We start from the raw sequence: 22,575 nt of genomic DNA on the forward strand, positions 1-22,575 counted from the left end.
TTTGGAGCTTTTATGCCACACATTACCCCAAAAAATCCCGCGTTTAATTTTAATCAATATCAGCCGTTTGCGTTTGCCCCTAAGCTTAAAAACCGCACTTGGCCTGATAAGACCATCACCAAAGCCCCAATTTGGGCAAGTGTTGATTTGCGTGATGGCAACCAAGCCTTGATTGATCCGATGAGCATCGAACAAAAATTAAAATTTTTTAAACTGCTTGTAGAGATTGGCTTTAAAGAGATTGAGATTGGTTTTCCATCAGCGGCACAAGTTGAGTTTGATTTTACACGCCGCTTGATTGAAGAGGGTCTTGTGCCTGATGATGTCACCTTACAAGTCTTGGTACAGGCGCGTGAGCATTTGATTGATCGAACTTTTGAGGCACTTAAAGGGGTACGCCGTGCGATTGTGCATGTGTATAACTCCACCTCAAAAGTGCAGCGAGATAAAGTTTATCAAATGGATAAAGCCCAAATTAAACAAATCGCCATCGATGGTGCGACCATGCTGCGTGATAAGGCAAAACACTATCCAGAGACGCAGTGGGTGTTTGAATATTCGCCAGAAAGCTTCAGCCAAACCGAAACCGATTATGCCGTTGAGGTGTGCGACGCTGTCTGTGAGATTTGGCGACCTGACACTGGGCAAGAAGTGATTTTAAACTTACCTGCCACTGTCGAGGCATCGACGCCAAATATCTATGCCGACCAAGTGGAATATTTTTGCCGACATCTAAAAGCACGCCCGCATGTTACCATCAGTCTACATACGCACAATGACCGTGGCTGTGCCGTGGCGGCCTCTGAGCTGGGATTGATGGCAGGGGCTGACCGCATCGAGGGCACGCTTTTGGGTAATGGCGAGCGTACGGGCAATATGGATATTTTGGTTATGGCGATGAATCTGTACACCCAAGGCATTGACCCAGAGCTTGATTTGAGTCAGGTGAGCGACATTGTACAAATTGTCAGCGAATGTAACAATCTGCCAGTACATCCACGCCATCCTTATGTTGGTGAACTTGTCTTTACGGCATTTAGTGGCTCACATCAAGATGCCATCAAAAAATCTTTAGACTATAATGAAAAACACCCCGAGACTCAGCAGCATTGGGATGTGGCATATCTGCCCATCGACCCAATACACATCGGTCGAGGCTATCAAGATGTGGTGCGGATTAATAGCCAGTCAGGTAAGGGCGGCGCTGCGTATATCTTGCAGCGGCACTTTGGTTTTAATTTACCACGCTGGACACAGATTGACTTTGCCCGTGTGGTGCAGGCTTATGCAGAAAGTATGGCGCGTGAACTAAAAACTGATGAGCTGCTTGAAATTTTTACCCAAGCGTATCTTGAGCAAGATAAATTCCGCCTAAGCGACTACACCATCAGCAATAAAGGCGGTACGGTCAGCTTCCAAGGTCAAGTGGCTGCACCTGAAGAGGTGTTTGAGGTGATTGGTCAAGGCAATGGTGCGTTATCTGCGTTCATTGATGGCTTGGTGAAATCCACAGGCAGACAAATTCATGTCACCAATTACGCCGAACACGCCATTGATAACAAAGCCCATCAAAAAATCGATACAGATAACCAAACCGATGCCGCCGCCGCCGCTTATATCCAGCTGTCGGTAGAGGGGCAGATTTATTCAGGTATCGCCACTTGCCATAGCACCGTATCCGCCATGCTAAAAGGTGCATTATCCGCTTTGGCGCAGGCGTGGTAATATGACCTAATAAAAATCCTGCATGATGGCAGGATTTTTTTTATTTAGTAGGCTACCTAATAATGATGATCATCAGCATGTGAGTCAATAATTAAAATAACTGATGGTTGTATATTTAATGAAATATATCAATATATATCAACATATAAAAGTTGACTATAGCGATACAATACAGTAAGATGTTTGCTACGGCTAAACATAATGACAGTCTGAGATAACCAGTTAGCGATAGCAATCAAGTTCCGTTGTCGCCATGTTGTCGTCGTATCGTCATATAAACGGTAAGTTTGGTTTGGTGGATGCCCCATCTGATGTACCACGCCCCTAATAAATGAAGGGGGGGGAGACCCCAGTCATTAAATTAGGAGACTAAGATGAATAAAATTTATAAAGTGAAAAAAAATGCCGCAGGTCACTCGGTGGCGTGTTCTGAATTTGCCAAAGGTCATGTGCGTCAAGCGGTTTTGGGCAGTTTATTAATTGCTGGAATATTGGGCATATCAAATACAGCGTCTGCACAATCGGTACATTATAGTGATTCTAGTGGTAGTTATAGTGATTATAGTGGTAGTTATGATTTGGATTGCTATAGGACTGGTAGCAATGTACATAATTCTAGGTATCCTGATCCTCGTGAACGCTTTTGGGATCGCCGTCCAACTAATAATGAAACAAAAGCTGAATGTGTTGTCATCTCAGGTGGTAAAAATAATACAATCGGTAAAGCCATAGCCTCCACCATCGGAGGCGGCTATGGTAATGAGATCAAACACCCAGACGACGACAACATCAATGCCGTTACCATCAGTGGCGGTAAATTTAATAAAGCAATGCAAACAGATGCAACCGTCTCAGGCGGTAGCAAAAACCAAGCCATGAGCGGTGGCTCTACCGTCGGTGGTGGTCATAAAAATATCGCCAAAGGTGAGACTGCGACCGTCGGTGGTGGTCGTGATAACCAAGCTGCAGGCAAAAGCTCAACTGTCTCAGGTGGCGAGCGAAACTACGCCACAGGTGATCATTCTGCCATCGCTGGTGGTAACCAAAACCGAGCCACAGGTAGAAGTGCGGCCATCGCAGGCGGTGAGCGAAACTACGCCACAGGTGATCATTCTGCCATCGCTGGTGGTAAATTTAACCTTGCAATAGGTCATGGATCTGCCATTGGCGGTGGTGAGCTAAACCAAGCCACAGGCAAGCATGCTACCATCGCAGGCGGCAACCAAAACCAAGCCACAGCTGACGGCTCAACCATCTCAGGCGGTGAGTACAATGAAGCGACAGGTATACGCTCAACTGTGGGTGGTGGTAGTAGCAACCACGCCACAGGCATCAACGCTACCGTTAGTGGTGGCTCAGTTAACCGAGCAAACGGTACTTATTCTACTGTCGGTGGTGGCTCGATGAACCAAGCCACAGGCCATTACTCTGCTATTAATGGCGGTCTTCTTAACCAAGCTACAGGTGATAACTCAACGGTTGCAGGGGGTTTGGTAAACGAAGCCACAGGCGAACAGTCCACCATCTCAGGCGGTTTGAAAAACCGTGCAACGGCTAAAAATACCACCATCTCAGGCGGTGAAGAAAATCAGGCCACAAAAAATCACGCTACTGTATCGGGAGGCACTTTTAACCAAGCCACAGGCGAGTATTCTACCGTCGGCGGGGGTCATCAAAACCAAGCCACAAAAGAGAGATCAACCGTCAGTGGTGGTATTCATAACCAAGCCACAGGCAGCGGCTCAACGGTTGCAGGCGGTCAAAGCAACCACGCCAAAAGTGTGTACTCAACCGTTAGTGGTGGTATTCAAAACAAAGCTACAGGCATTCAGTCAACTGTTGCAGGCGGTGGCGAAAACAAAGCAGAAGGTACTTGGTCTACCATCGCAGGCGGTAGTAAGAACCAAGCTACAGACACAGCTACAGGCTCAACCATCGCTGGTGGTTCTAAAAACCAAACCACAGCTCTTTACTCAACCATCGCAGGTGGTAGCGAAAACCAAGCCACAAATACAAGTGCAACCATCTCAGGTGGTTTTAAAAACCAAGCTGCAGGCAACAGCTCAGCCATTGGTGGTGGTGCTGAAAACCAAACCACAGCCACAGGCACAAGTGCAACCATCTCAGGTGGTTTTAAAAACCAAGCCGCAGGCAACAGCTCAACCATTGGTGGTGGTGCTGACAACCAAACCACAGCCACAGGCTCAGTCATTGGCGGCGGTTCTGAAAACCAAACCACAGCTCTTTACTCAACCATCGCAGGTGGTAGCGAAAACCGAGCGACAAATATAAGTGCAACCATCTCAGGTGGTTTTAAAAACCAAGCCACAGGCAATAGCTCAGCCATTGGTGGTGGTTCTGGCAACCAAGCCACAGGCGAGCAATCAACCATATCAGGAGGCGATGCTAACAAAGCAGAAGGTACTTATTCTAGCGTTGGTGGCGGTAGGCTTAACCATGCTACAGGTCGTAACTCAACGGTTGCAGGGGGTTATGATAACCAAGCTACAGGTAATGGTTCATTTGCAGCAGGTGTAGAGAACCGAGCCACAGGTGATCATTCTGCCATCGCTGGTGGTCGTGATAACCTAGCAGAGGGCGAAAGCTCAGCCATTGGTGGCGGTGAGTTTAACTCTACTATAGGTAGTCATTCTACTGTGGCAGGTGGTTTTTTAAATGGTGCAGTAGGGAATAATGCTACCGTTAGTGGTGGCCATCAAAATGAGGCGTTTGGTGACCGATCTACTGTCGCAGGTGGTGAGCTAAACTTAGCATCAGGGGATAATGCTACCGTTAGTGGTGGTGAACAAAACCAAGCCATAGGCGAGTATTCTACCGTTAGTGGTGGTTATGGCAACCAAGCCACAGGTATAGGTTCATTTGCAGCAGGTGTAGAGAACCAAGCCAACACCGAAAACGCCATCGCCATGGGTAAAAAGAACATCATCAATGGTGAAAACTCAGCAGCCATCGGCTCTAATAATACCGTTGCAGACGGTCAAAAAGATGTCTTTATTCTTGGCTCTAACACAACAAATGCACAAAGCGGCTCAGTACTGCTAGGTAATAAAACCTCTGGCAAACAGGCGACTGCTGTTAGCAGTGCCACAGTGAACGGCTTAACCCTAGAAAATTTTGCAGGCACATCAAAAGCTGAAAACGGCGTAGTTTCTGTGGGTAGTGAAGGCGGTGAGCGTCAAATCGTCAATGTTGGTGCAGGTAATATCAGTGCCACCTCAACAGATGCCGTCAACGGCTCACAGCTACATGCTTTGGCCACAGCCGTCAATAAAAAGCTAAGCGTAAACACAAAGACAGTAGAGAGTTTGGAGAAAGGTGTCAGTCAAAACCAAGCTGACATCACTAAAAACCAAGCAGATATTGCCAAGAATATTGAAAAGATCGAAAATCTTAAAACAGACACACTTGCCAACCGTGTGAGCATACAGGAGTTTAGACAGCAACACGAAAACGACATCAAAGATGTTGTTGACATGCAAAATGCAATCGCTGAACAAGCTGATAAAAACACAGCTGACATTGCCAAAAACAAAGCTGATATTGATAATAACATCAACAATATCTATGAGTTAGCACAACAGCAAGATCAGCATGGCTCTGATATCAAAACCTTGGCAAAAGCAGGCTCTGAGAATACTGATCGTATTGCTAAAAATAAAGCCGATGCCGATGCAAACTTTGAAACGCTCACCAAAAATCAAAATACTTTGATTGAGCAAGGTGAAGCACAAGACGCATTAATCGCTCAAAACCAAACTGACATCACTGCCAATAAAACCGCTATTGAGCAAAATGTTAATAGAACTGTTGTCAATGGGTTTGAGATTGAGAAAAATAAAGCTGGTATTGCTACCAACAAGCAAGAGCTTATTATTCAAAATAATCGATTGAATCGAATTGATGAGACAAATAATCGTCAGGATCAGAAGATTGACCAATTAGGTTATACACTAAAAGAGCAAGGTCAGTATTTTAATAGCCGTATTAGTGCTGTTGAGCGTCAAACGGCTGGAGGTATTGCGAATGCTATCGCAATTGCAACTTTACCATCTCCCAATAGAGCAGGTGAGCATCATGTCTTATTTGGTTCAGGTTATCATAATGGTCAAGCTGCAGTATCATTGGGTGCAGCTGGGTCAAGTGATACAGGAAAATCAACTTATAAGATTGGTCTAAGCTGGTCAGATGCAGGTGGATTATCTGGTGGTGTTGGTGGCAGTTACCGCTGGAAATAGAGCCTAAATTTAACTGCTGTATCAAAAAATATGGTCTGTTTATACAGACCATATTTTTATCTAAAAAACTTATCTAAAAAAAATTATATTAAATTTTATGTAGTATCATAAGCCAAAGCTGAGTAATAATAAGAGATATTAAAATAAGAGATATTAAAACTGCTAAACAATCGGCTTGCGACGATAAAATAAAATACCTGGAATGGACAGTCCCAAAACCAATGCTGAGATGATAAAAATTGCCTCAAAAAAATGACGCATCATCACAATGAATAAATCCATATCAAATCCAAAATAACCAATTTGCACCATGCTGACCATGGCTTTATAGGCAGCGATCCCTGGCATCATACAAATCAAGCTAGGTACAATCAAAGCTTTGGGTGGCAGACCATGACGCTGAGCAAAATGTACACCCAAAAAACTACCCGCCATTGCTCCAAAGAATGTTGCCACAACCAAATGCACACCAAAAATTACCATCACTTGTTTTAAACCAAAACCCAGTGCTGTTACCATCATACAATGTCTAATGTATTGCTTTGGTAATGTAAACATTAAACACCAGCCCACAGTAATGATGCATGACAATACAATTGTTTGGATAATCTCGATAATGCCCATCATAGTCCCCAATGTGGAATTCTAAGAAAAATCAAGGTCATCACAATCCCAACACAGGCTGATAGGGTCAGCATGGTTGCAAACATCCATCGACCCACGCCCATATTCATATAGCCTTTTAAGATATCGGATAACGCATTAATAATAGGAAAGCTTGGCACAAGTAATAGTACACTGGCAGCGACAGCAATGTCAGCATTAGCACCTAAATTTAAAAAATATGCCAAAGCTGCCAATAAAGTTGCGGTAAATGCTGTTATCATAGCGACGACAAAAGGATTAAAATGTTGCTTTAAAAGATACATACGCAATCGCATTGCAACAAAACTGGCAATTAAAGTAATCAGGGCAATCACCAATGTTGCACCGTTTAAATAGGCAAAACTGGCACATGAGACGCCCACAAAAAATGATACCAAATGATTAGAATAGACAGTTTGGTAAATGGCATCAAACCCTTGTTCTATGCTACCGATGCATGCGTCGTGACTTTGAGTGTTTAAACAATGAGATTGATTGGCTTGATGATTTTCGGCACTTAAGATAATTTGCTGAATTTGGACTAAGATACTGACATTAATGCCTTGATGAACTGTATTTCTCACCGTTGTGATACACCGACCTTGATATAAAGTGGTTAAGGTGACCGCATTCAATGACAAACCGCACTCAACACCATCAATCCCAAGTGCTGCCCCAAGCCGCTTTGTTAAATCGACAACCACCACAGACTCTGCACCATATTGCATGAGTAGTAAAGCACAGCGGATACATAAACGGGTGATTCGTTGCTGCTGAGCATAGTTTAGGCGGCTGGTATGCGTATCAAATAAAATACTGGGCATCTCGTCGGCTGAGTTTGTCATTGGGCGATTTTGGATGGTTTCGATCTTTGGCATGGCATCACTCATATTTAAACTTCAATGAGATTGATTGAATAATCCCACCAAAAGATCAGTCATTTTATCAATGAGCAAATCGGTATCTTGTTTTGATAAATTCAACGCTGGTAACAAGCGAATGACATTGCTGCCCGTGACATTGATGATCAAGTGGTGCTGATCGCGAGCGATATTGACAGCCTCGGTCAGATCGACCTCTTTTGGCATGGCAAAGCCAATCATCATCCCGCGTCCTCGTGCGCTGACCCCTTGTGCGCCAAATTTATCCACAATGTGCGCGCGAATGGCATCGCCTTGGGTGCGTGCATTATCCATGATCGCCTCATCAAGCACGTCATAAACGGCGCATACTACGCGGCTGCCAAGCGGCGTACCACCATAGGTTGAGCCATGCGAGCCTGCACCAAATAGCCCAACGGCTTTGTTGTTCACCATACAAGCACCAATCGGAAAGCCGTTACCCAAGCCTTTGGCGGTAGTCAGCACATCAGGTGCGATGGTTGAATATTGATAAGCAAAATATTTGCCCGTGCGACCATTGCCCGTTTGAACCTCATCCAACATCAAAAGCCAGTCGTTGTCTTTGCAAATTTTTGACAGTTTTTCTAAATAATCATCAGGGGGGGTGTGTAAGCCGCCTTCACCTTGAATCGGCTCAACGAGCACCGCACAAATATCTGGATCGCCAGACAGTGCCGCCACTGCATCAGCCTCCCCAAAAGGCACGCGCACAAATTCATCATCAAGCGTATAAAAGCCGGCACGCGCCTTAGGATTGGCAGTGGCAGAGACTGTCAAAAGCGTACGCCCATGAAATGAGTTTTCCATCACAATGACTTTAGGCTTAGCTTTGCCTTGATTGTGCGCATAAAGGCGAGCGATTTTTAAGGCGCATTCATTGGCTTCAGCACCTGAATTGGCAAAAAACACCTGCTGCATGCCGGCAGCTTGGCACAGCTTATCTGCCGCCTTTTCTTGCCAGTCAATGCCAAATAGGTTGCTGGTATGCACCAAACTAGAAGCCTGCTCTGTGATGGCTTGAGTGATGGCAGGGTGGCAGTGCCCAAGACCGCATACGGCAATGCCGGTCAAGGCATCCAAATAAGCCGTACCATCTTCAGTGTATAGGTATGAGCCTTCGCCACGCACAAAGCTGATGGGCTGGCGGGCATAGGTGGGCATGATGTGACTGTTCATGAAGCGTCCTTAATGTCTTTAATTTAAAGATAGTTTTAATACTCTGATGATTCATCATGCTCACGCAATGACAGCTCATCGCCTGCAATTGAATACTCATCAGACGCCCACGCACCCAAATCAATGAGCTTGCAGCGCTTTGAACAAAATGGGCGGTTTGGGTTGTTAGACCATGTGGTTGGTGTCTGACAGATTGGGCATGGATAGGTGATTTGGGTCATAATTTATGATACTAAAAATAATGTGTATTTTATCATAATTTGGCAAAACTAAGCAGCCAAATCCTTCGAATGGCTGACATGATAATTTAAATTGTCTATATGATTATACAAAATTTGCATAAAAATGCCACTTAATACCAATGATAACTACACTTTATGCCATTTTTGCAAAATATATCTGTTTTGCTTTTAAAGTTATCAAATTCATAAAATAATACATGACAGAAATATTAAAGCAAGCTATAATCCCACGCGATCAATTTAGAACAAGACTAAAAACTGCAACAGCAGACGAATTTAATCAATAGCAATAATAAGGAGAATATTGTGAGTGATTCAAATCCAGTCACCGATGATAATATTTTAAACAAATCATACCGTGAACTGCATCGTCCTAGCTCAAGTTTTGAGACGCGTGATGATTATCTAAAACACGAATTACAAATCATGAAACCGCGTCGCTGGCGTGCAAACCTACCTTTTCGTGATTACCGCTTTGAATTAGAAGACACCATCCCTGCGATGGCAGGTACCATCGGTAAGATTGTGATGGTGGGTGCGATGGCGGCTGCATTTGCTGCGCCGTTGGGGCTTGGCGAGGCATTTGTTTTAGAAAACGTGCGTTATGAGATGTTGATTGCGGCGGTATTTGTGCTGCTGTTGTCGGGTTTTTTATTGCCGACAGCGAATTTGGCTGGAACACATGGACCCTTGATTCCGCTGATTCCACTGGTGGTGGCAGCAGGTGGTCATCCATTGGCTTTTGGTCTTTTGATTGGTGTATTTGGGATATTACTTGGGTTATTTAAGGGTGGCTCATTGCTTGCTAAGCTGACCAGTAACGGTGTGGCTGGGGGGCTTTTGCTGTATTTGGGCTTTGTGGGATTGATCGCTCAAGTCAAAAACATGATGGCGTGGTCTGAGTCGATTGGACTGCCGCATTTGGCATTTATCATCATCATTGCAACGATTGTCATGTACGCACTCCTTGAAAATTATCAAAAAAGATGGCTGGCTGTGCCAATTGGCTGTGCTTTAGCGGGTGTGATCGCCTTTGCATTTGGTGCACCGTTTGAGTTTAAGACTGAGCCTGGATTGCCGCCGCTAAACCCAATGTATTGGTGGGGCGAGACAACGGGCTGGACGATGGGATTGCCAGACTTAAAAGCGTTCATCGTGGTGTTCCCTTTTGCGGTGCTTGCTGTTGCGATGTGGTCGCCTGACTTTTTGGGTCATCAAGTATTTCAAAAAATCAGCTATCCACCGAATACTGAGCGCACGCACATGAATATCGACGATACCATGATCAGCGCCGCCACTCGTCAAGCAGCAGGCTCGATCCTAGGTGGTGCAAACTTTGCGTCATCATGGGGGACTTATATTGTACCTGCGGCGATCGCTAAGCGTCCGATTCCTGCTGGCGCTGTATTGACCGCAGTTTTTTGTATCGTTGCGAGTATTTGGGGTTATCCGATGGATTTGGCAATTTGGCAGCCTGTGTTGTCAGTTGCACTGATTGTTGCGGTGTTTGTGCCGCTACTTGAAGCAGGCATGGAGATGACGCGTAAGGGTAAGACCACGCAGTCGGCGGCGATTGTTGTCTTTGCGTCTGCACTGGTGAATCCAGTCTTTGGCTGGTCATTGACAATGATGCTGGATAATTTGGGTTTGATCGGGGACAAGCAGCGCAGCGTCGAGCTTGGTTTATCAGGTCGTGTGGTCATCCCATTGGTAGGATTTATCGTGCTTTGTTCTGTCATGGCTGCCGTTGGTATGTTCCCAGGCATACCTGCGTTATTACCGCAGTTTAGACTCTGAGTTTTGACTGGTTCCATAAATCGCTCCACTGATTGGGGGCGATTTTTTTTATGACTCATAAAGATGGTGTATAGCCCCAGTCATTGCAAAATGAAGGCAATTATGCTAAATTGTGCGATTTAACTCTTTAATAATCAAAGCCTTGGAGATTTTCATGAAACAAAGCGAGCAGACGACTTTTAATATGCGCGTAGACAAGCATTTGGTCGAGCAGTTCAAGCAAGCGGCGCGAGATAATAATCGTACTGCAAGTCAGCTACTGCGCGATTGCATGATTGAATATGTTAAAAAAAATCGCCAAGCGGATATGTTTAAGCGTTAATTTTACTCACAACTCAATGGGTGATATATGGATTTTAAAGCCGTTATTGATCATCGCCGTGCGGTGCGAGATTATGATTCAAATCGGGTGCTAGACCCAGTATTGGTGGTCGATTGCCTAAAGCTTGCGCAGCTGTCGCCCAGTAGCTCAAATATGCAGCTATACGAATTTTATCACATTACCGATGTCGATATGCTCAAAAAGCTTGCCAAAGCTTGCCTGTCACAGCAAGCGGCTGCCAGTGCATCACAAATGGTTGTTTTTGTGACGCGCCAAGATAAATATGCCCAAAGAGCCAAATCGGTACTGTCTTTTGAGCGAAATAATATCAAGACCTATAGTCCGCCTGAGCGTCAAGCATCGCGCATTAAACGCATGGAGAAATATTATGGCGTGCTGATGCCAACGATTTATCGCACGACATTTGGCGTGTCAAGTTTGCGCAGCGCAGCATTTTTAGCCATCCAAAAATTCAAGCCTGTATATGACCGTGTCTCTGCTACCGATGTGCGGATCATGGTGCATAAAAGCTGTGCCTTGGCTGCCCAAACTTTCATGCTTGCCATGAGTGCAGCAGGGGCTGATACTTGTCCGATGGAAGGCTTTGACAGTAAAATGGTTAACAGTTTACTCAATTTACCCGAAGATGCCGAAGTTAATATGATCATCTCATGTGGCTACCGCACCGAAAAAGGGGTTTGGGGTGAGCGTTTTCGTGTGCCTTTTGAGGAAGTTTATCGGCAGATTTAACCAAATAAAAACCTTTTGCTTTGCAGAAGGTTTTTTATTTTAAATATCTTTAATTACGCTACTTTTTTATTAATTAATCATTAATCAAACTTAGCGACAAGTCAATGTCATCTGATTATAAATTTATAAAATGATACAAAATATTTGTATGTTTATTATTGATGAAATACAATGAGTTTAAATTCCATATAAATTATTGTTATGATCTCTCATCAAGCACTCAAAAATGGCATTGAAGCAGCATTCATGCTTGCTGTCGTGATGAGCTTTGGGCGTTTTGCTTATACCGCTTTATATCCGTATATGGTGAGTGAGCGAATTTTAAGCATTGAGCAGGGCAGCTTGGCAGCTTCGGCAAATTATGTGGGTTATTTGATCGGGGCTTTGATGGCGGTACGGATTAAGCCGTCCAAAGCACACCAAATGGCATTCGTTGCATTGCTTGGCACAGTGATTGGCTTGGCAGCTTTATATTTTGTGCAGTCAAGCTTTGGTATTATTTTTGTGCGTCTGTTGGCTGGTGTGCTCAGCGCGCTGGGGATCGTATCAACTTCGATGTGGCTTTTGGGGCAGCGTCATCTGCCGCAAGCCGCGCCCATGATGTACGCTGGTGTGGGCTTGGGCATTGCGCTATCGGCAGAAAGCGTGGTTTGGGCGGTCGGTCAAGGATGGCACTCACCGATGATGTGGCTGGTGCTGGGCGCAGTGGCAGTTTTGGTGATGATAAGCGTCTTACATGGGCTATTTTTTGACAGACGCTTTGGGCAGGGAGATCAAGCCGCAGCCCGGCAGCCAGATACGCGCATTGGCGCCAATGCCTTGATTGGGGTGTATGGATTGGCAGGATTTGGTTATATCATCACAGCCACTTACCTGCCACTGCTGGTCCAAATGGCGCTGCCTAAGGCTAATATTGGTCATATTTGGGCGGCATTTGGCTTGAGTGTGATCCCGTCTTGTTTTATTTGGTATCGATTGCGTCAGCGGTTTGGTAGTCGCACAAGTCTGACTTTGAATATGGCGATGCAAGCGCTGGGCGTGATACTGCCTTTAATTTTGCCTAATACTTGGGGATATCTGCTAAGCGCTGTGCTTGTTGGAGGTGGGTTTATGGGTACGGTCACTTTGGTGATGCCGATCGCACAGCAGCTGGCTAAGGACAGCGGTAAAAATCTCATCGCCATTGTGACGGTCTCATACAGCGCAGGACAGATCATCGGTCCGCTAATTTCAGCAAAGCTTTATCAGTGGACACATGATTTTCAAGCTTCGCTGGTCTTAGCAGCCTGTGCGCTGAGCCTGGGTGCGCTCATTGCTTGGAAAAAAGGTTAGTTGCAGGATTTTAAATGCGTTAAATTCTTAAACAAAAACTTTATTCTTGAACAACGTCAACACAGGAGGGCGATATGCCGTATGTCAATGTCAAAGTCACAGGGGGCAGCGAAGCGCCCACTACTGAGCAAAAGCAGCAGATCATCGAAGGCGTGACCGAACTGCTTGCGCGCGTTTTGAATAAAAATCCTGCCACAACTGTCGTCGTCATCGATGAAGTTGATATGGATAACTATGGTTTGGGCGGCAAGACCATTACCGAAGTGCGTAAGCTTGCCAAATAAGGTTAGATGATTGAGGCGTCAATGCGCCAGCTACTGTATTGGTGCCTCATTGCCACGCTTCTTTGATCCAGTCGCTAGGCAGCACATGCCGATACCATTTACCGCCACCACCCGTGATGGCATCAGGTGGGTTAATTTCCCCATGGAAGATCACAATTTTGGCATTGGCAGGTTTTTTAGGCGGTACAAAATATGCCATAGGAATCTTTTGTAGACAGTGGTATTTAAAGCTTACGCACCAAGATGGATCCCAATATTCCAAATGGTGATGCTCTCTCAGATAATTTGACAAAAATGCCTGTTCATGGCGAACCTCTTTACGGATTTTCTCAAAATTTTGCTCAAAATATTCCAATAAATGCGGATAAGTATGATACCCAACCTTGAAGCGATATACTGAACTGTTGCCCACCATTCGCCATGGTTTCTTCCAATCACGAATAATCATCACACTGTCATCATGTTGGGCTTTATGAGTAAAAAAAGCATCAATATTATCAATGATAACAATATCAATATCCAAAAACAGTGCCGTACCTTTTAGCCCATATAAGTCAGGCTTAAAAGTGGTGAGTTTTTTCCAGCCACGCTCTGGGATATCACTTGGTAAATTTAGCTCTGGGATGGGATAGCAGGTGATTTCATCACGAATACCTGTACTGTTGTCGGTTAGACACACCATCGTAAATGGTAAAGTCAGATTACGCTTGACCATATTATATAAGCGATTGACATATTCGGCACCGTATTTGGTACCCCATTTCATACAGATGATATAGTTGGTATCACTCATAACTATCCTTTGACATGGCTTGAAGCTCGATGGCTATTTTTTTTAGCTCATTTTCATTAAGTAAATAAGGATTATTTAATAGTGGTGTATGCTTGAACCGACGATAGCTCCACATATAATGCAAAAAATGTGGATAAATCATTTGTTCCATCGCACTATTTAAAGCAGCGGTTGCAGTTTTGGTATTTTTGGAATAAAGTTGTTCATCATTTAATTCATAACAAAAAATTTCAAAACCATCACCATCTTCACGTTTTATACAGCTTAAACCAACCAAAGCACAGCCAGTTTTTGCGGCAAGCTTTGGGGCTAGCGTACTGGTGATGGTCTCAATCCCAAAAAAGGGGACGATCTCACCACCTGACACATCAGGCACATGATCGGGCAATATGATACTAAAGCCACCTTCTTTGAGTGTTTTAAAAATTGCCTTAACACCGCTGGCATCCGTAGGTACCAGACTGGCATTAAGCCGTTCGCGCCCTTGTAAAACAAAGCGATCTACCGCCGCATTTTTGATGGGCTTATACATGATGGTAGGGGAGCCAAAGGTATTGAGCCAAGCATTCATCATCTCCCAAGTGCCGATATGAGGTACAATGGCAAGCATACCGTTGGGATTGGTAAGTGCTTTGATTAGGATATCTTCATGATGAACCGTTTTGATTTGTGCGATAGACCATTTTGGTGGCATTGCCCAAGTTTTAAGGCTGTCGACTGCACTGATGAGCTGATTTTTTAGGATTTGTTTGGTCAGTTTTTGCCGCTGCTTGTCCGGCATCTGAGGGTGAGCCAAGATTAAATTGGCTTGGATGCTGCGATAAATGCTAAGCTGACAATGATAGGCTATATAAGACGCACACGCTGCCAATCCATGCAGGACTGACAGCGGTACATATCTTAAAAAGCCAAGCACTGATTATTCTGCTTTTTGTTTTTCGCGAATGCGAATGCCCAAATCGCGCAACTGGCGATTATCTACTTCGGCAGGTGCTTCGGTCAATGGGCAGTCAGCAGTTTTGGTTTTTGGGAAAGCGATCACATCACGGATTGAGCTTGCGCCGACCATCAGCATGATCAGGCGATCCAAACCAAATGCCAAGCCACCATGCGGCGGCGCGCCGAAACGCAGTGCATCCATCAAGAATTTAAACTTAAGCTCAGCTTCTTCTTTTGAGATACCTAGCGCATCGAAGACCGCCTCTTGCATCTCGACCGTATTAATACGCAGTGAACCACCACCAATTTCCGTACCATTTAGCACCATATCATAAGCGATGGATAGAGCGGTTTCAGGATTTTGTTTAAGCTCTTCAACCGAGCCTTTAGGGCGTGTGAAAGGATGGTGAACTGATGTCCACTTACCATCGTCGGTTTCTTCAAACATTGGGAAATCAACGACCCAAAGTGGCGCCCATTCACAGGTAAATAAGTTTAGATCAGTACCGATTTTAACACGCAATGCACCCATAGCGTCATTGACGATTTTGGCTTTATCGGCACCAAAGAAAATGATATCGCCAGTTTGGGCATCGGTACGCTTGATCAGCTCAACCAAGACCTCATCGGTCATATTTTTGATGATGGGCGATTGCAGACCAGAATCTTTATCGACGCCGTTATTGATGTTGGTGGCATCATTGACCTTGATATATGCCAATCCACGCGCACCATAGATGCCGACAAATTTGGTGTATTCATCAATTTGCTTACGGCTCATCTCGCCGCCACCAGGAATGCGCAGTGCCACAACGCGACCTTTAGGGTCTTGTGCTGGTCCTGAAAAAACTTTAAATTCAACATCTTGCATGATATCAGCGACATCGACAAGTTTCAAAGGAATGCGCAAGTCTGGCTTATCCGAGGCATAGTCACGCATGGCATCTGCATAGGTCATGCGCGGGAAAGTATCAAACTCAACATCCAGCATGGTTTTGAACAAATCTTTGGTTAAGCCCTCGGCGATATCCATGATTTCTTCATCTGATAAAAATGAAGTTTCAATATCCACTTGAGTAAATTCAGGCTGACGGTCAGCGCGCAAATCTTCATCGCGGAAACATTTGGCGATTTGGTAGTAGCGATCAAAACCTGCTACCATCAACAGCTGCTTAAATAACTGAGGTGATTGGGGTAGGGCGAAGAAGTTGCCTTGACGCGTACGCGATGGCACCAAATAGTCACGCGCACCTTCAGGTGTTGCGCGCGTCAATACGGGTGTTTCGACATCCAAAAATCCATGATCGTCCAAATAGCGGCGAATGGTTGAGGTTGCTTTGGCACGAAATTTCATCCGCTCTTGCATCTCAGGGCGGCGCATATCTAAGAAGCGATACTTTAAGCGAAGCTCTTCAGAGACGGTGATGTTATCATCATTCAAAGGAAATGGCGGCGTGTCCGCTTTGGCAATCAGTTCAATTTCTTTACCTAGCAGCTCAACCTGACCGCTGACCATATTTGGATTTTCGGTACCTTCATAGCGACGACGCACACGCCCCGTAATCTTAAGCAAATATTCTGAGCGAGCGGCATCGGCGGTAGCAAAAGCTTCAGGCGTATCAGGATCGATCACCACTTGCAGCAAGCCTTCACGGTCACGCATATCCAAGAAGATCACCCCGCCATGGTCGCGGCGACGATGTACCCAGCCTGCAATGGTAATGGTTTGGTCAATCAGCTCTTCGGTCACCTGACCGCAGTATGTGCTACGCATCATAATTTTGCCCTAAAAACAGCGCTACCGGATTCACACGGTTGCGAAAAATGTTAAATTAATAAGAGTTTAAAACGCTACATTATGCCTTTTAATTGGCTTTCGTGCAAGTATTGCCGCGAGAAAATTTATTGTTTTTGGGAGCGATTTTGACTGATTTTAAGCGATGACTGACTTTATTGTATTAGGTTGATTGATGAAGTGAGTGATAAAAAGAGTAGGCATGTTTTTATCTGCTCATACAGTCCACTTATATAGAATAAAAATACAGTAAAAATTTAACACTTATCAAATTTTCAAATCTTAACCATTTATATTTTGCATAAAAAATGGCAATTTTTTCAAGATTTTTTATGGCATCTGACGGGTAGCTATGATAGGATTTGAGTAATTTGATGGCGCAAGTTTGAATGGATTTAAAATTTAGCCAATCACTGATATTGAAACTTGTTGTATTTGCGGTAAATGAGTCGCCCTAGATTAGGATTGTAAATTATCGATGGTCACCTTAAATATTTTATATGTCGTTGCTTCATTATTGATATTTGCCAGTATCATGACGAGCACGCTGTCAGCGCGTTTGGGCGTGCCTTTGCTGTTGTTTTTTTTGGGCGTGGGCATGTTGGCGGGCGAAGAAGGTATTTTGGGGATTGAATTTGCTGAATATAATTTGGCAAACTTTATCGGTCAGGCGGCGCTTGCGTGTATCTTGTTAGATGGCGGTCTTCGTACTTCGATGCGCTCGTTTCGCGTGGGGCTTAAGCCTGCGGTCACTTTGGCAAGCTGGGGCGTATTAGCGACGGTGTTGGTGACAGGCATTTTTGCCACTTGGCTTTTGGATGTGGACTGGCGGCTGGGCGTCTTGATGGCGGCTATTGTGGGTTCAACCGATGCAGCAGCGGTATTTAGTCTGCTAAGAAATGGTGGTGTCAAGCTAAACGACCGTGTACAAGCCACGCTTGAGATTGAGTCAGGTGCAAACGACCCATTGGCAATTTTATTGGTTACGGCGATGATTGCCTTGAATCTTGATCCGACAAGCCAAGGGATTGGTGACATTATTTTTATGCTCATCAGCCAAATCGGTATTGGTTTGGTGCTTGGGTTATTGTCAGGTTGGGCATTATCCAAGATGCTACCAAAAGTCCACTTGGCAGATGGTATGTATGCCATTTTGATTTTATCTGCTGGCTTGATTGTTTTTGGTATCACAAACCTTTTGGGCGGTTCTGGATTTTTGGCGGTCTATTTGGCAGGCGTGGTAATCGGTAATACCAAAGTGCGCGCCACAGAGCATGTGCTGCGCGTGATGGACAGTTTTGCTTGGTTATCTCAAGCGGTGCTATTTGTGGTGCTTGGTTTGTTGGTGCAGCCCTCAAGCATCTTAGAGGTAATTCATTATTCACTACTGATCTTTATCTTTTTATTATTTGTGGCGCGTCCGATCGCAGTATTTAGCTCATTATTACCGTTTCGTTTTGGTATTCGTGAGATCGGTTTTATTTCTTGGGTTGGTTTGCGGGGGGCGGTGCCGATCACGCTTGCCATTATCCCAGTGACGATGGCGGTGCCTGGCGCTGACTTGGCATTTAATATTACTTTTGGCGTGGTAATTTTATCCTTATTAGTACAAGGTGCAACCATTCCACTGATGTCTCGTTTATTTCGGGTGTGGGTACCAACGAATAACGAGCCAAAAGCTGAGCACGAAATTTGGGTGGGAGATCAGGCAAATATTACTTTATACGAATTTGAAGTCAAGCAGGGCGCGTTTGCCATCGGTCGCCATCCTCAAGCGATTTCTACCAAATTTGATGCTCAAGCCTTGTCTTTATTTGCGTTGGTGCGCCATGATAAGCTTGTCAATGTCAATGAAGATACCATCTTAAAGATGGGCGATGTGGTTTGGTATGCCATGCGCGGTGATGATGCGCCGAGCATTGCCAAGATTTTTAATAACTCCGCCACCCAATACCAAAAAAATAGTGAGTTTTATGGCGATTGGCTGTTGTCTCCCCATGCACGCATTGCTGATTTGCCGTTTTATAATTTGGCGACGCGCTCACTTGCCGCCAATTCATCAAGCCGCTTACCAAGACCTGTCGCCAGTGCCTTTGATGTATTTACCGTACCGCCAACGGTTGGGGCATTAGCTGGGGTTGATGAAGATTTGGTGAATAAATTGACCGAAGCTAAAAATCAAACTGTCGAAGAATTTATGATGCAGTATTTGAAGACCGAACCTGTCAAAGGAGATGAGGTATATCTGAATGAAACTTGGTCGCTCATCGTGCGTGATGTGGACGGACGAGGTCGCTTGCGTGGCGTGGGTCTAAAAAATAAAATTAAAAAAGACACTTAATTGAGCGATGACCAATCTTGGTTTAGCTGGTTTGTACGATTTTTGTAATCAAGTTATGTTGGGCATTTAAATCATGTATTTTTTCCCCATTTACCACCAAATACGCTTTTATTGATTGATATTTTAAGGCAAAATTATGTTACACACTTCAAAAAAACCCATTGAGCTACACATTACCCATCTAAATAACGCTCAAAAAGATACCAAAAACAAAATCAAAACCATCCAATCTGAGCATCATGGTGCATCACACAAATTCAAAGATAAATTGTGTCAATTATTCAAAGATATTAAAACATTAGACAAAAAATGCCAGCAGTCTACCGACGCTCACACACAAAAAGCAGCAATTTATGTCCTTGATTTTGATGGAGATATTAAGGCAAGTGCGGTCGCTCATTTGCGTGAAGAGATCAGTGCCATCATCAGTGTGGCAAATCGTGGTGATGAAGTGGTGCTTCGCCTCGAAAGTGGCGGCGGTCAAGTGCATGCCTATGGGCTGGCTGCCGCACAGCTTGTGCGTATCAAAGAAGCAGGGTTAAAGCTCACCATCTGTGTTGATAAGATTGCCGCCAGTGGTGGCTATATGATGGCATGTACTGCCGATAAAATTATTGCCAGTGATTTTGCGGTCATTGGTTCGATTGGTGTTGTCAGTCAGCTGCCTAACTTTCACGAGTTTTTGAAAAAGCATGATGTGCAATTTGAGCAGTTTACAGCAGGTGAGTATAAGCGTACTGTCACGATTTTTGGAGAAAATGACGATGAAGATCGTGCCAAGCACCAAGCTGATATTGAGCGTATTCACGAGTTATTTAAAGGTTTTATTCATAAATATCGCCCCCAAATGGATCTTGAGCGTGTCGCAACAGGTGAAGTGTGGTTTGGTGAAGATGCTCTAGAGCTTGGGTTGATTGATGAGATTGGTACTTCAGATGCGTATTTGCTCGATCAGCTAAAAACTTGTGAAGCGTATTTATTACATTCTCGCAGTAAGCCCACTTTGGTAGAGAAAATTGGCTTGGCTGAGCAGCTTGGTCGTAGCGTCACAGATGTGATTGGACAAACAGGCAATTTACTTGGGCAAGCTTTGGCTAAATTTAGCAGACCTTAAGTGATGACCAAAGCGTCTTTAGAAAATTTAAGCTAAATATAATTAATACTGTGATTTTTGGCTTGGCTGCGTTAAAATATGCAATTTAGTCATTTGATGATGTAGATTAGCTTGGTTGTAATTTCCATGAAAAAACTTGAAGAATTATTTAGTAAGGCCGATAAATTCGGCCGTATTGTCGCCAACCGTTTTAATAAAATTAAAGACTTAAATGACATTCGTGGCATTGGGGCGGGTAAGACAGTGCTGATTACAGGGGCAAGCTCGGGTCTGGGTGCGATGATGGCGCGTAAGTTTGCTTTTTTGGGCTATGATTTGGCGATTTGTGCACGCCGCCTAGAAAGGCTTGAGGCGATCAAAGCTGAGCTTGAGGGCGATTATGGCATCACGGTACATATCAAGCGATTAGATGTGACGGATTATGAACAGATTTTTGAAGTCTTTGGCGAATTTGCCAAGCAAATTGGTCAAATTGATAAAATCATCGTCAATGCAGGCGTAGGCGACAGTCGTGTGATTGGGCATGGTCGATTTAATATTAACCGTGCGACCGCCGAAATAAACTTTATTGCCGCCATTGCCCAGTGTGAAGCGGCAATGCAGATTTTTCGCCGTCAAAATAGCGGTCAGTTGGTCGTTATCTCAAGTATGTCAGCGGTGCGAGGGTTACCGCGTCATTTGACAACTTACGCCGCCGCTAAGGCTGGTCTTGCTAGACTTGCTGAGGGCATTCGTGCCGATATGATCAAAGAAAAGTTACCGATTACGGTATCGACCATTTACCCAGGTTATGTACGCACAGATTTAAATATTGGGGCGAAATATCTGCCTTTTGAAGTTGAAGAAGATGAAGGTGCTGATGTCATTATCAAAGCCATTGAAGCCAAAGTTGATGAAGCTTATGTGCCACTATGGCCGTGGTTACCTATCGGACTTGGTATGAAATATTTACCATTAAGACTAATTACTAAGTTTATGTAATGAATTGATATAATAAATAATAAAATGATTTGTTAGGTTTTTGCCATAAGTAAGATAAGTATCTAGACTTGGCAAATAGACTTAAAGGTTATAAAAATAGAATTGATGGAAAAGTCATGAGTCAAAGCAATAAAGCAGCCAGCGGCGAGTCTAATGCCGTTGTTCGTACGGTCGCTGATACCGCTGAAACAGCCAAAGAGGTTGCGACAGACGCAGCAAGGCTGACAAAAGATACCCTTGAGCATGGTGCCAATGATACTTTACAATTTTTGGGCGTACCAATTGATATCAATACATTAACCCAGCTGGCAATTGACTTTTCGGGTCGTTTGGTATTGGCATTGCTGATTTTCTTTGTAGGTCAATGGATTGGTAAACGCATCGTTGGCGTTGCCAAACACATTATGGTAAAAAGCCGACTGGATCGCACGGCTGCCAACTTTTTGGGTAATTTATTATATGGTTTGATGTTGGTCACGGTGATTTTGGCATCCTTGAACAAATTGGGCGTCAATACCAACTCATTTGTTGCTGTCTTGGGTGCAGCAGGTGTTGCTATTGGTGTATCGCTCAAAGACCAGTTATCAAACTTAGCGGCAGGTGTTTTGATTGTGATTTTTAGACCATTTGGGCGTGGTGATTTGGTTGAGATTGGCGGTAAACTTGGCACAGTACTTGATATTAGCTTGGTCAATACCCGTATTCGTACCGCCCATAATCACGAGATTATTATCCCAAATGGTGATATTATGACCTCTGCTAGTATCAATTATTCCTCCTTGCCAAATCGCCGTGTAGATGTCGAGGTGGGTATCGGTTATAATGCAGATATTCGAGCGGCACGCAAGGTAATGATTGGTCTTGCCGAAGCCCATCCAAATGTTTTGGATGACCCAAAACCAACTGTCATTGTTACAGCATTGGCGGATAGCTCTGTGGATTTGGCGCTAAGAGTATGGACTAATAATGACGATTGGTTTATGACTCAAGCAGATTTGCTTGAGCAGGTGAAATATGCGTTTGATGAAGCGGGCATTGATATTCCCTTTCCTAATCGCACGGTACAGATTGAGGGGCTGCAGATGGATAAAGTTAAAACAATTTTTGAATCAAATGCTAAGCATCCTGAACCTAATTCATCCAACCCATAAACAGCCTAAGTAAATTTAATCAATCCATTG

The 22,575-nt window shown here is 44.3% G+C and carries 18 protein-coding genes; 11 read left to right on the forward strand and 7 right to left on the reverse strand.

All coding sequences use genetic code 11. The features are described 5' to 3' along the window. The first annotated feature begins 12 nt into the window (after positions 1-12). Positions 13-1,725, forward strand: a complete 1,713-nt coding sequence (leuA, locus tag AO382_RS01415) for a 2-isopropylmalate synthase (RefSeq protein ID WP_064617532.1) — start codon at positions 13-15, stop codon at positions 1,723-1,725. Between the two features lie 374 nt (positions 1,726-2,099). Next, positions 2,100-5,981: a hypothetical protein gene (locus AO382_RS11360; protein ID WP_064617534.1), complete on the forward strand. Its 3,882-nt coding sequence runs from the start codon at positions 2,100-2,102 to the stop codon at positions 5,979-5,981. 162 nt (positions 5,982-6,143) lie between these two features. Here AO382_RS11360 and AO382_RS01425 read toward each other — a convergent pair whose 3' ends face one another. The 4 genes from AO382_RS01425 to AO382_RS01440 are packed head-to-tail and all read right to left on the reverse strand — an operon-like array spanning position 6,144 to position 8,925. Next, entirely contained in the window at positions 6,144-6,605 is a 462-nt protein-coding gene (locus tag AO382_RS01425) for a threonine/serine exporter family protein (RefSeq protein ID WP_064617536.1), read from the reverse strand. Then, a complete protein-coding gene (locus AO382_RS01430) occupies positions 6,605-7,504 on the reverse strand; it encodes a threonine/serine ThrE exporter family protein (RefSeq protein ID WP_064617900.1) in 900 nt (299 codons plus the stop codon). Before AO382_RS01430 ends, AO382_RS01425 begins: the two co-directional genes overlap by 1 nt. 21 nt (positions 7,505-7,525) lie before the next feature. Further along, entirely contained in the window at positions 7,526-8,704 is a 1,179-nt protein-coding gene (locus AO382_RS01435; RefSeq protein WP_064617538.1) for an aspartate aminotransferase family protein, read from the reverse strand. A 35-nt stretch (positions 8,705-8,739) separates the two neighbouring features. Further along, entirely contained in the window at positions 8,740-8,925 is a 186-nt protein-coding gene (locus tag AO382_RS01440; RefSeq protein ID WP_064617540.1) for a DNA gyrase inhibitor YacG, read from the reverse strand. A 327-nt stretch (positions 8,926-9,252) separates the two neighbouring features. On the opposite strand from AO382_RS01440, the gene AO382_RS01445 reads away from it, so the two are divergent. The 5 genes from AO382_RS01445 (at position 9,253) to AO382_RS01460 (ending at position 13,431) form a co-directional block, all read left to right on the forward strand. Further along, a complete protein-coding gene (locus tag AO382_RS01445) occupies positions 9,253-10,743 on the forward strand; it encodes a DUF3360 family protein (protein ID WP_064617542.1) in 1,491 nt (496 codons plus the stop codon). A gap of 154 nt (positions 10,744-10,897) precedes the next feature. Then, entirely contained in the window at positions 10,898-11,065 is a 168-nt protein-coding gene (locus AO382_RS10850; RefSeq protein WP_167366915.1) for a hypothetical protein, read from the forward strand. A gap of 27 nt (positions 11,066-11,092) precedes the next feature. Next, entirely contained in the window at positions 11,093-11,815 is a 723-nt protein-coding gene (locus AO382_RS01450; RefSeq protein ID WP_064617544.1) for a nitroreductase family protein, read from the forward strand. Between the two features lie 201 nt (positions 11,816-12,016). Further along, the gene (locus AO382_RS01455) at positions 12,017-13,147 is read left to right on the forward strand and encodes a YbfB/YjiJ family MFS transporter (protein ID WP_064617545.1); all 1,131 of its coding nucleotides are present in this window, start codon (positions 12,017-12,019) and stop codon (positions 13,145-13,147) included. Between the two features lie 74 nt (positions 13,148-13,221). Then, complete coding sequence (locus AO382_RS01460) at positions 13,222-13,431, forward strand: tautomerase family protein (protein WP_064610821.1); 210 nt, start codon at positions 13,222-13,224, stop codon at positions 13,429-13,431. A gap of 46 nt (positions 13,432-13,477) precedes the next feature. Here the strand turns inward: AO382_RS01460 and AO382_RS01465 are convergent, their stop codons facing one another. The 3 genes from AO382_RS01465 to aspS are packed head-to-tail and all read right to left on the reverse strand — an operon-like array spanning position 13,478 to position 16,940. Further along, positions 13,478-14,224 (reverse strand): hypothetical protein, encoded by a 747-nt coding sequence (locus tag AO382_RS01465; RefSeq protein ID WP_064617547.1) that lies wholly within the window; start codon positions 14,222-14,224, stop codon positions 13,478-13,480. Beyond that, positions 14,217-15,140: a lysophospholipid acyltransferase family protein gene (locus AO382_RS01470; protein WP_064617549.1), complete on the reverse strand. Its 924-nt coding sequence runs from the start codon at positions 15,138-15,140 to the stop codon at positions 14,217-14,219. Before AO382_RS01470 ends, AO382_RS01465 begins: the two co-directional genes overlap by 8 nt. Positions 15,141-15,143: 3 nt before the next feature. Next, positions 15,144-16,940 carry an aspartate--tRNA ligase gene (aspS, locus tag AO382_RS01475; protein WP_049235773.1) on the reverse strand — a complete coding sequence of 599 codons (1,797 nt, stop codon included), beginning with the start codon at positions 16,938-16,940 and terminating at the stop codon, positions 15,144-15,146. Between the two features lie 496 nt (positions 16,941-17,436). Between aspS and AO382_RS01480 the strand changes: the two genes are divergently transcribed. The 4 genes from AO382_RS01480 to AO382_RS01495 all read left to right on the forward strand — a co-directional run bounded on the left by AO382_RS01480 (position 17,437) and on the right by AO382_RS01495 (position 22,545). Then, positions 17,437-19,299 carry a potassium/proton antiporter gene (locus AO382_RS01480; RefSeq protein ID WP_064617551.1) on the forward strand — a complete coding sequence of 621 codons (1,863 nt, stop codon included), beginning with the start codon at positions 17,437-17,439 and terminating at the stop codon, positions 19,297-19,299. Positions 19,300-19,435: 136 nt separating this feature from the next. Further along, positions 19,436-20,413, forward strand: a complete 978-nt coding sequence (gene sohB / locus AO382_RS01485; protein ID WP_064617553.1) for a protease SohB — start codon at positions 19,436-19,438, stop codon at positions 20,411-20,413. Positions 20,414-20,539: 126 nt separating this feature from the next. After that, complete coding sequence (locus AO382_RS01490) at positions 20,540-21,394, forward strand: SDR family oxidoreductase (RefSeq protein WP_064617554.1); 855 nt, start codon at positions 20,540-20,542, stop codon at positions 21,392-21,394. Positions 21,395-21,510: 116 nt separating this feature from the next. After that, positions 21,511-22,545 carry a mechanosensitive ion channel family protein gene (locus AO382_RS01495; protein WP_064617556.1) on the forward strand — a complete coding sequence of 345 codons (1,035 nt, stop codon included), beginning with the start codon at positions 21,511-21,513 and terminating at the stop codon, positions 22,543-22,545. Positions 22,546-22,575 lie beyond the last annotated feature (30 nt).

Origin of the sequence: Moraxella catarrhalis, from assembly GCF_001656295.1 — a bacterium.
Classification (GTDB): domain Bacteria; phylum Pseudomonadota; class Gammaproteobacteria; order Pseudomonadales; family Moraxellaceae; genus Moraxella; species Moraxella veridica.

Bases quoted from the DNA above. Each gene is read 5' to 3' on its own strand.
- AO382_RS01450 (WP_064617544.1), top strand. From the start codon at position 11,093: ATGGATTTTAAAGCCGTTATTGATCATCGCCGTGCGGTGCGAGATTAT.
- AO382_RS01495 (WP_064617556.1), top strand. From the start codon at position 21,511: ATGAGTCAAAGCAATAAAGCAGCCAGCGGCGAGTCTAATGCCGTTGTT.
- aspS (WP_049235773.1), bottom strand. From the start codon at position 16,940: ATGATGCGTAGCACATACTGCGGTCAGGTGACCGAAGAGCTGATTGAC.
- AO382_RS01460 (WP_064610821.1), top strand. From the start codon at position 13,222: ATGCCGTATGTCAATGTCAAAGTCACAGGGGGCAGCGAAGCGCCCACT.
- AO382_RS01430 (WP_064617900.1), bottom strand. From the start codon at position 7,504: ATGCCAAAGATCGAAACCATCCAAAATCGCCCAATGACAAACTCAGCC.
- AO382_RS01480 (WP_064617551.1), top strand. From the start codon at position 17,437: ATGGTCACCTTAAATATTTTATATGTCGTTGCTTCATTATTGATATTT.
- sohB (WP_064617553.1), top strand. From the start codon at position 19,436: ATGTTACACACTTCAAAAAAACCCATTGAGCTACACATTACCCATCTA.
- AO382_RS01465 (WP_064617547.1), bottom strand. From the start codon at position 14,224: ATGAGTGATACCAACTATATCATCTGTATGAAATGGGGTACCAAATAC.
- AO382_RS01435 (WP_064617538.1), bottom strand. From the start codon at position 8,704: ATGAACAGTCACATCATGCCCACCTATGCCCGCCAGCCCATCAGCTTT.
- AO382_RS10850 (WP_167366915.1), top strand. From the start codon at position 10,898: ATGAAACAAAGCGAGCAGACGACTTTTAATATGCGCGTAGACAAGCAT.
- AO382_RS01490 (WP_064617554.1), top strand. From the start codon at position 20,540: ATGAAAAAACTTGAAGAATTATTTAGTAAGGCCGATAAATTCGGCCGT.
- AO382_RS01440 (WP_064617540.1), bottom strand. From the start codon at position 8,925: ATGACCCAAATCACCTATCCATGCCCAATCTGTCAGACACCAACCACA.
- AO382_RS01455 (WP_064617545.1), top strand. From the start codon at position 12,017: ATGATCTCTCATCAAGCACTCAAAAATGGCATTGAAGCAGCATTCATG.
- AO382_RS11360 (WP_064617534.1), top strand. From the start codon at position 2,100: ATGAATAAAATTTATAAAGTGAAAAAAAATGCCGCAGGTCACTCGGTG.
- leuA (WP_064617532.1), top strand. From the start codon at position 13: ATGCCACACATTACCCCAAAAAATCCCGCGTTTAATTTTAATCAATAT.
- AO382_RS01425 (WP_064617536.1), bottom strand. From the start codon at position 6,605: ATGGGCATTATCGAGATTATCCAAACAATTGTATTGTCATGCATCATT.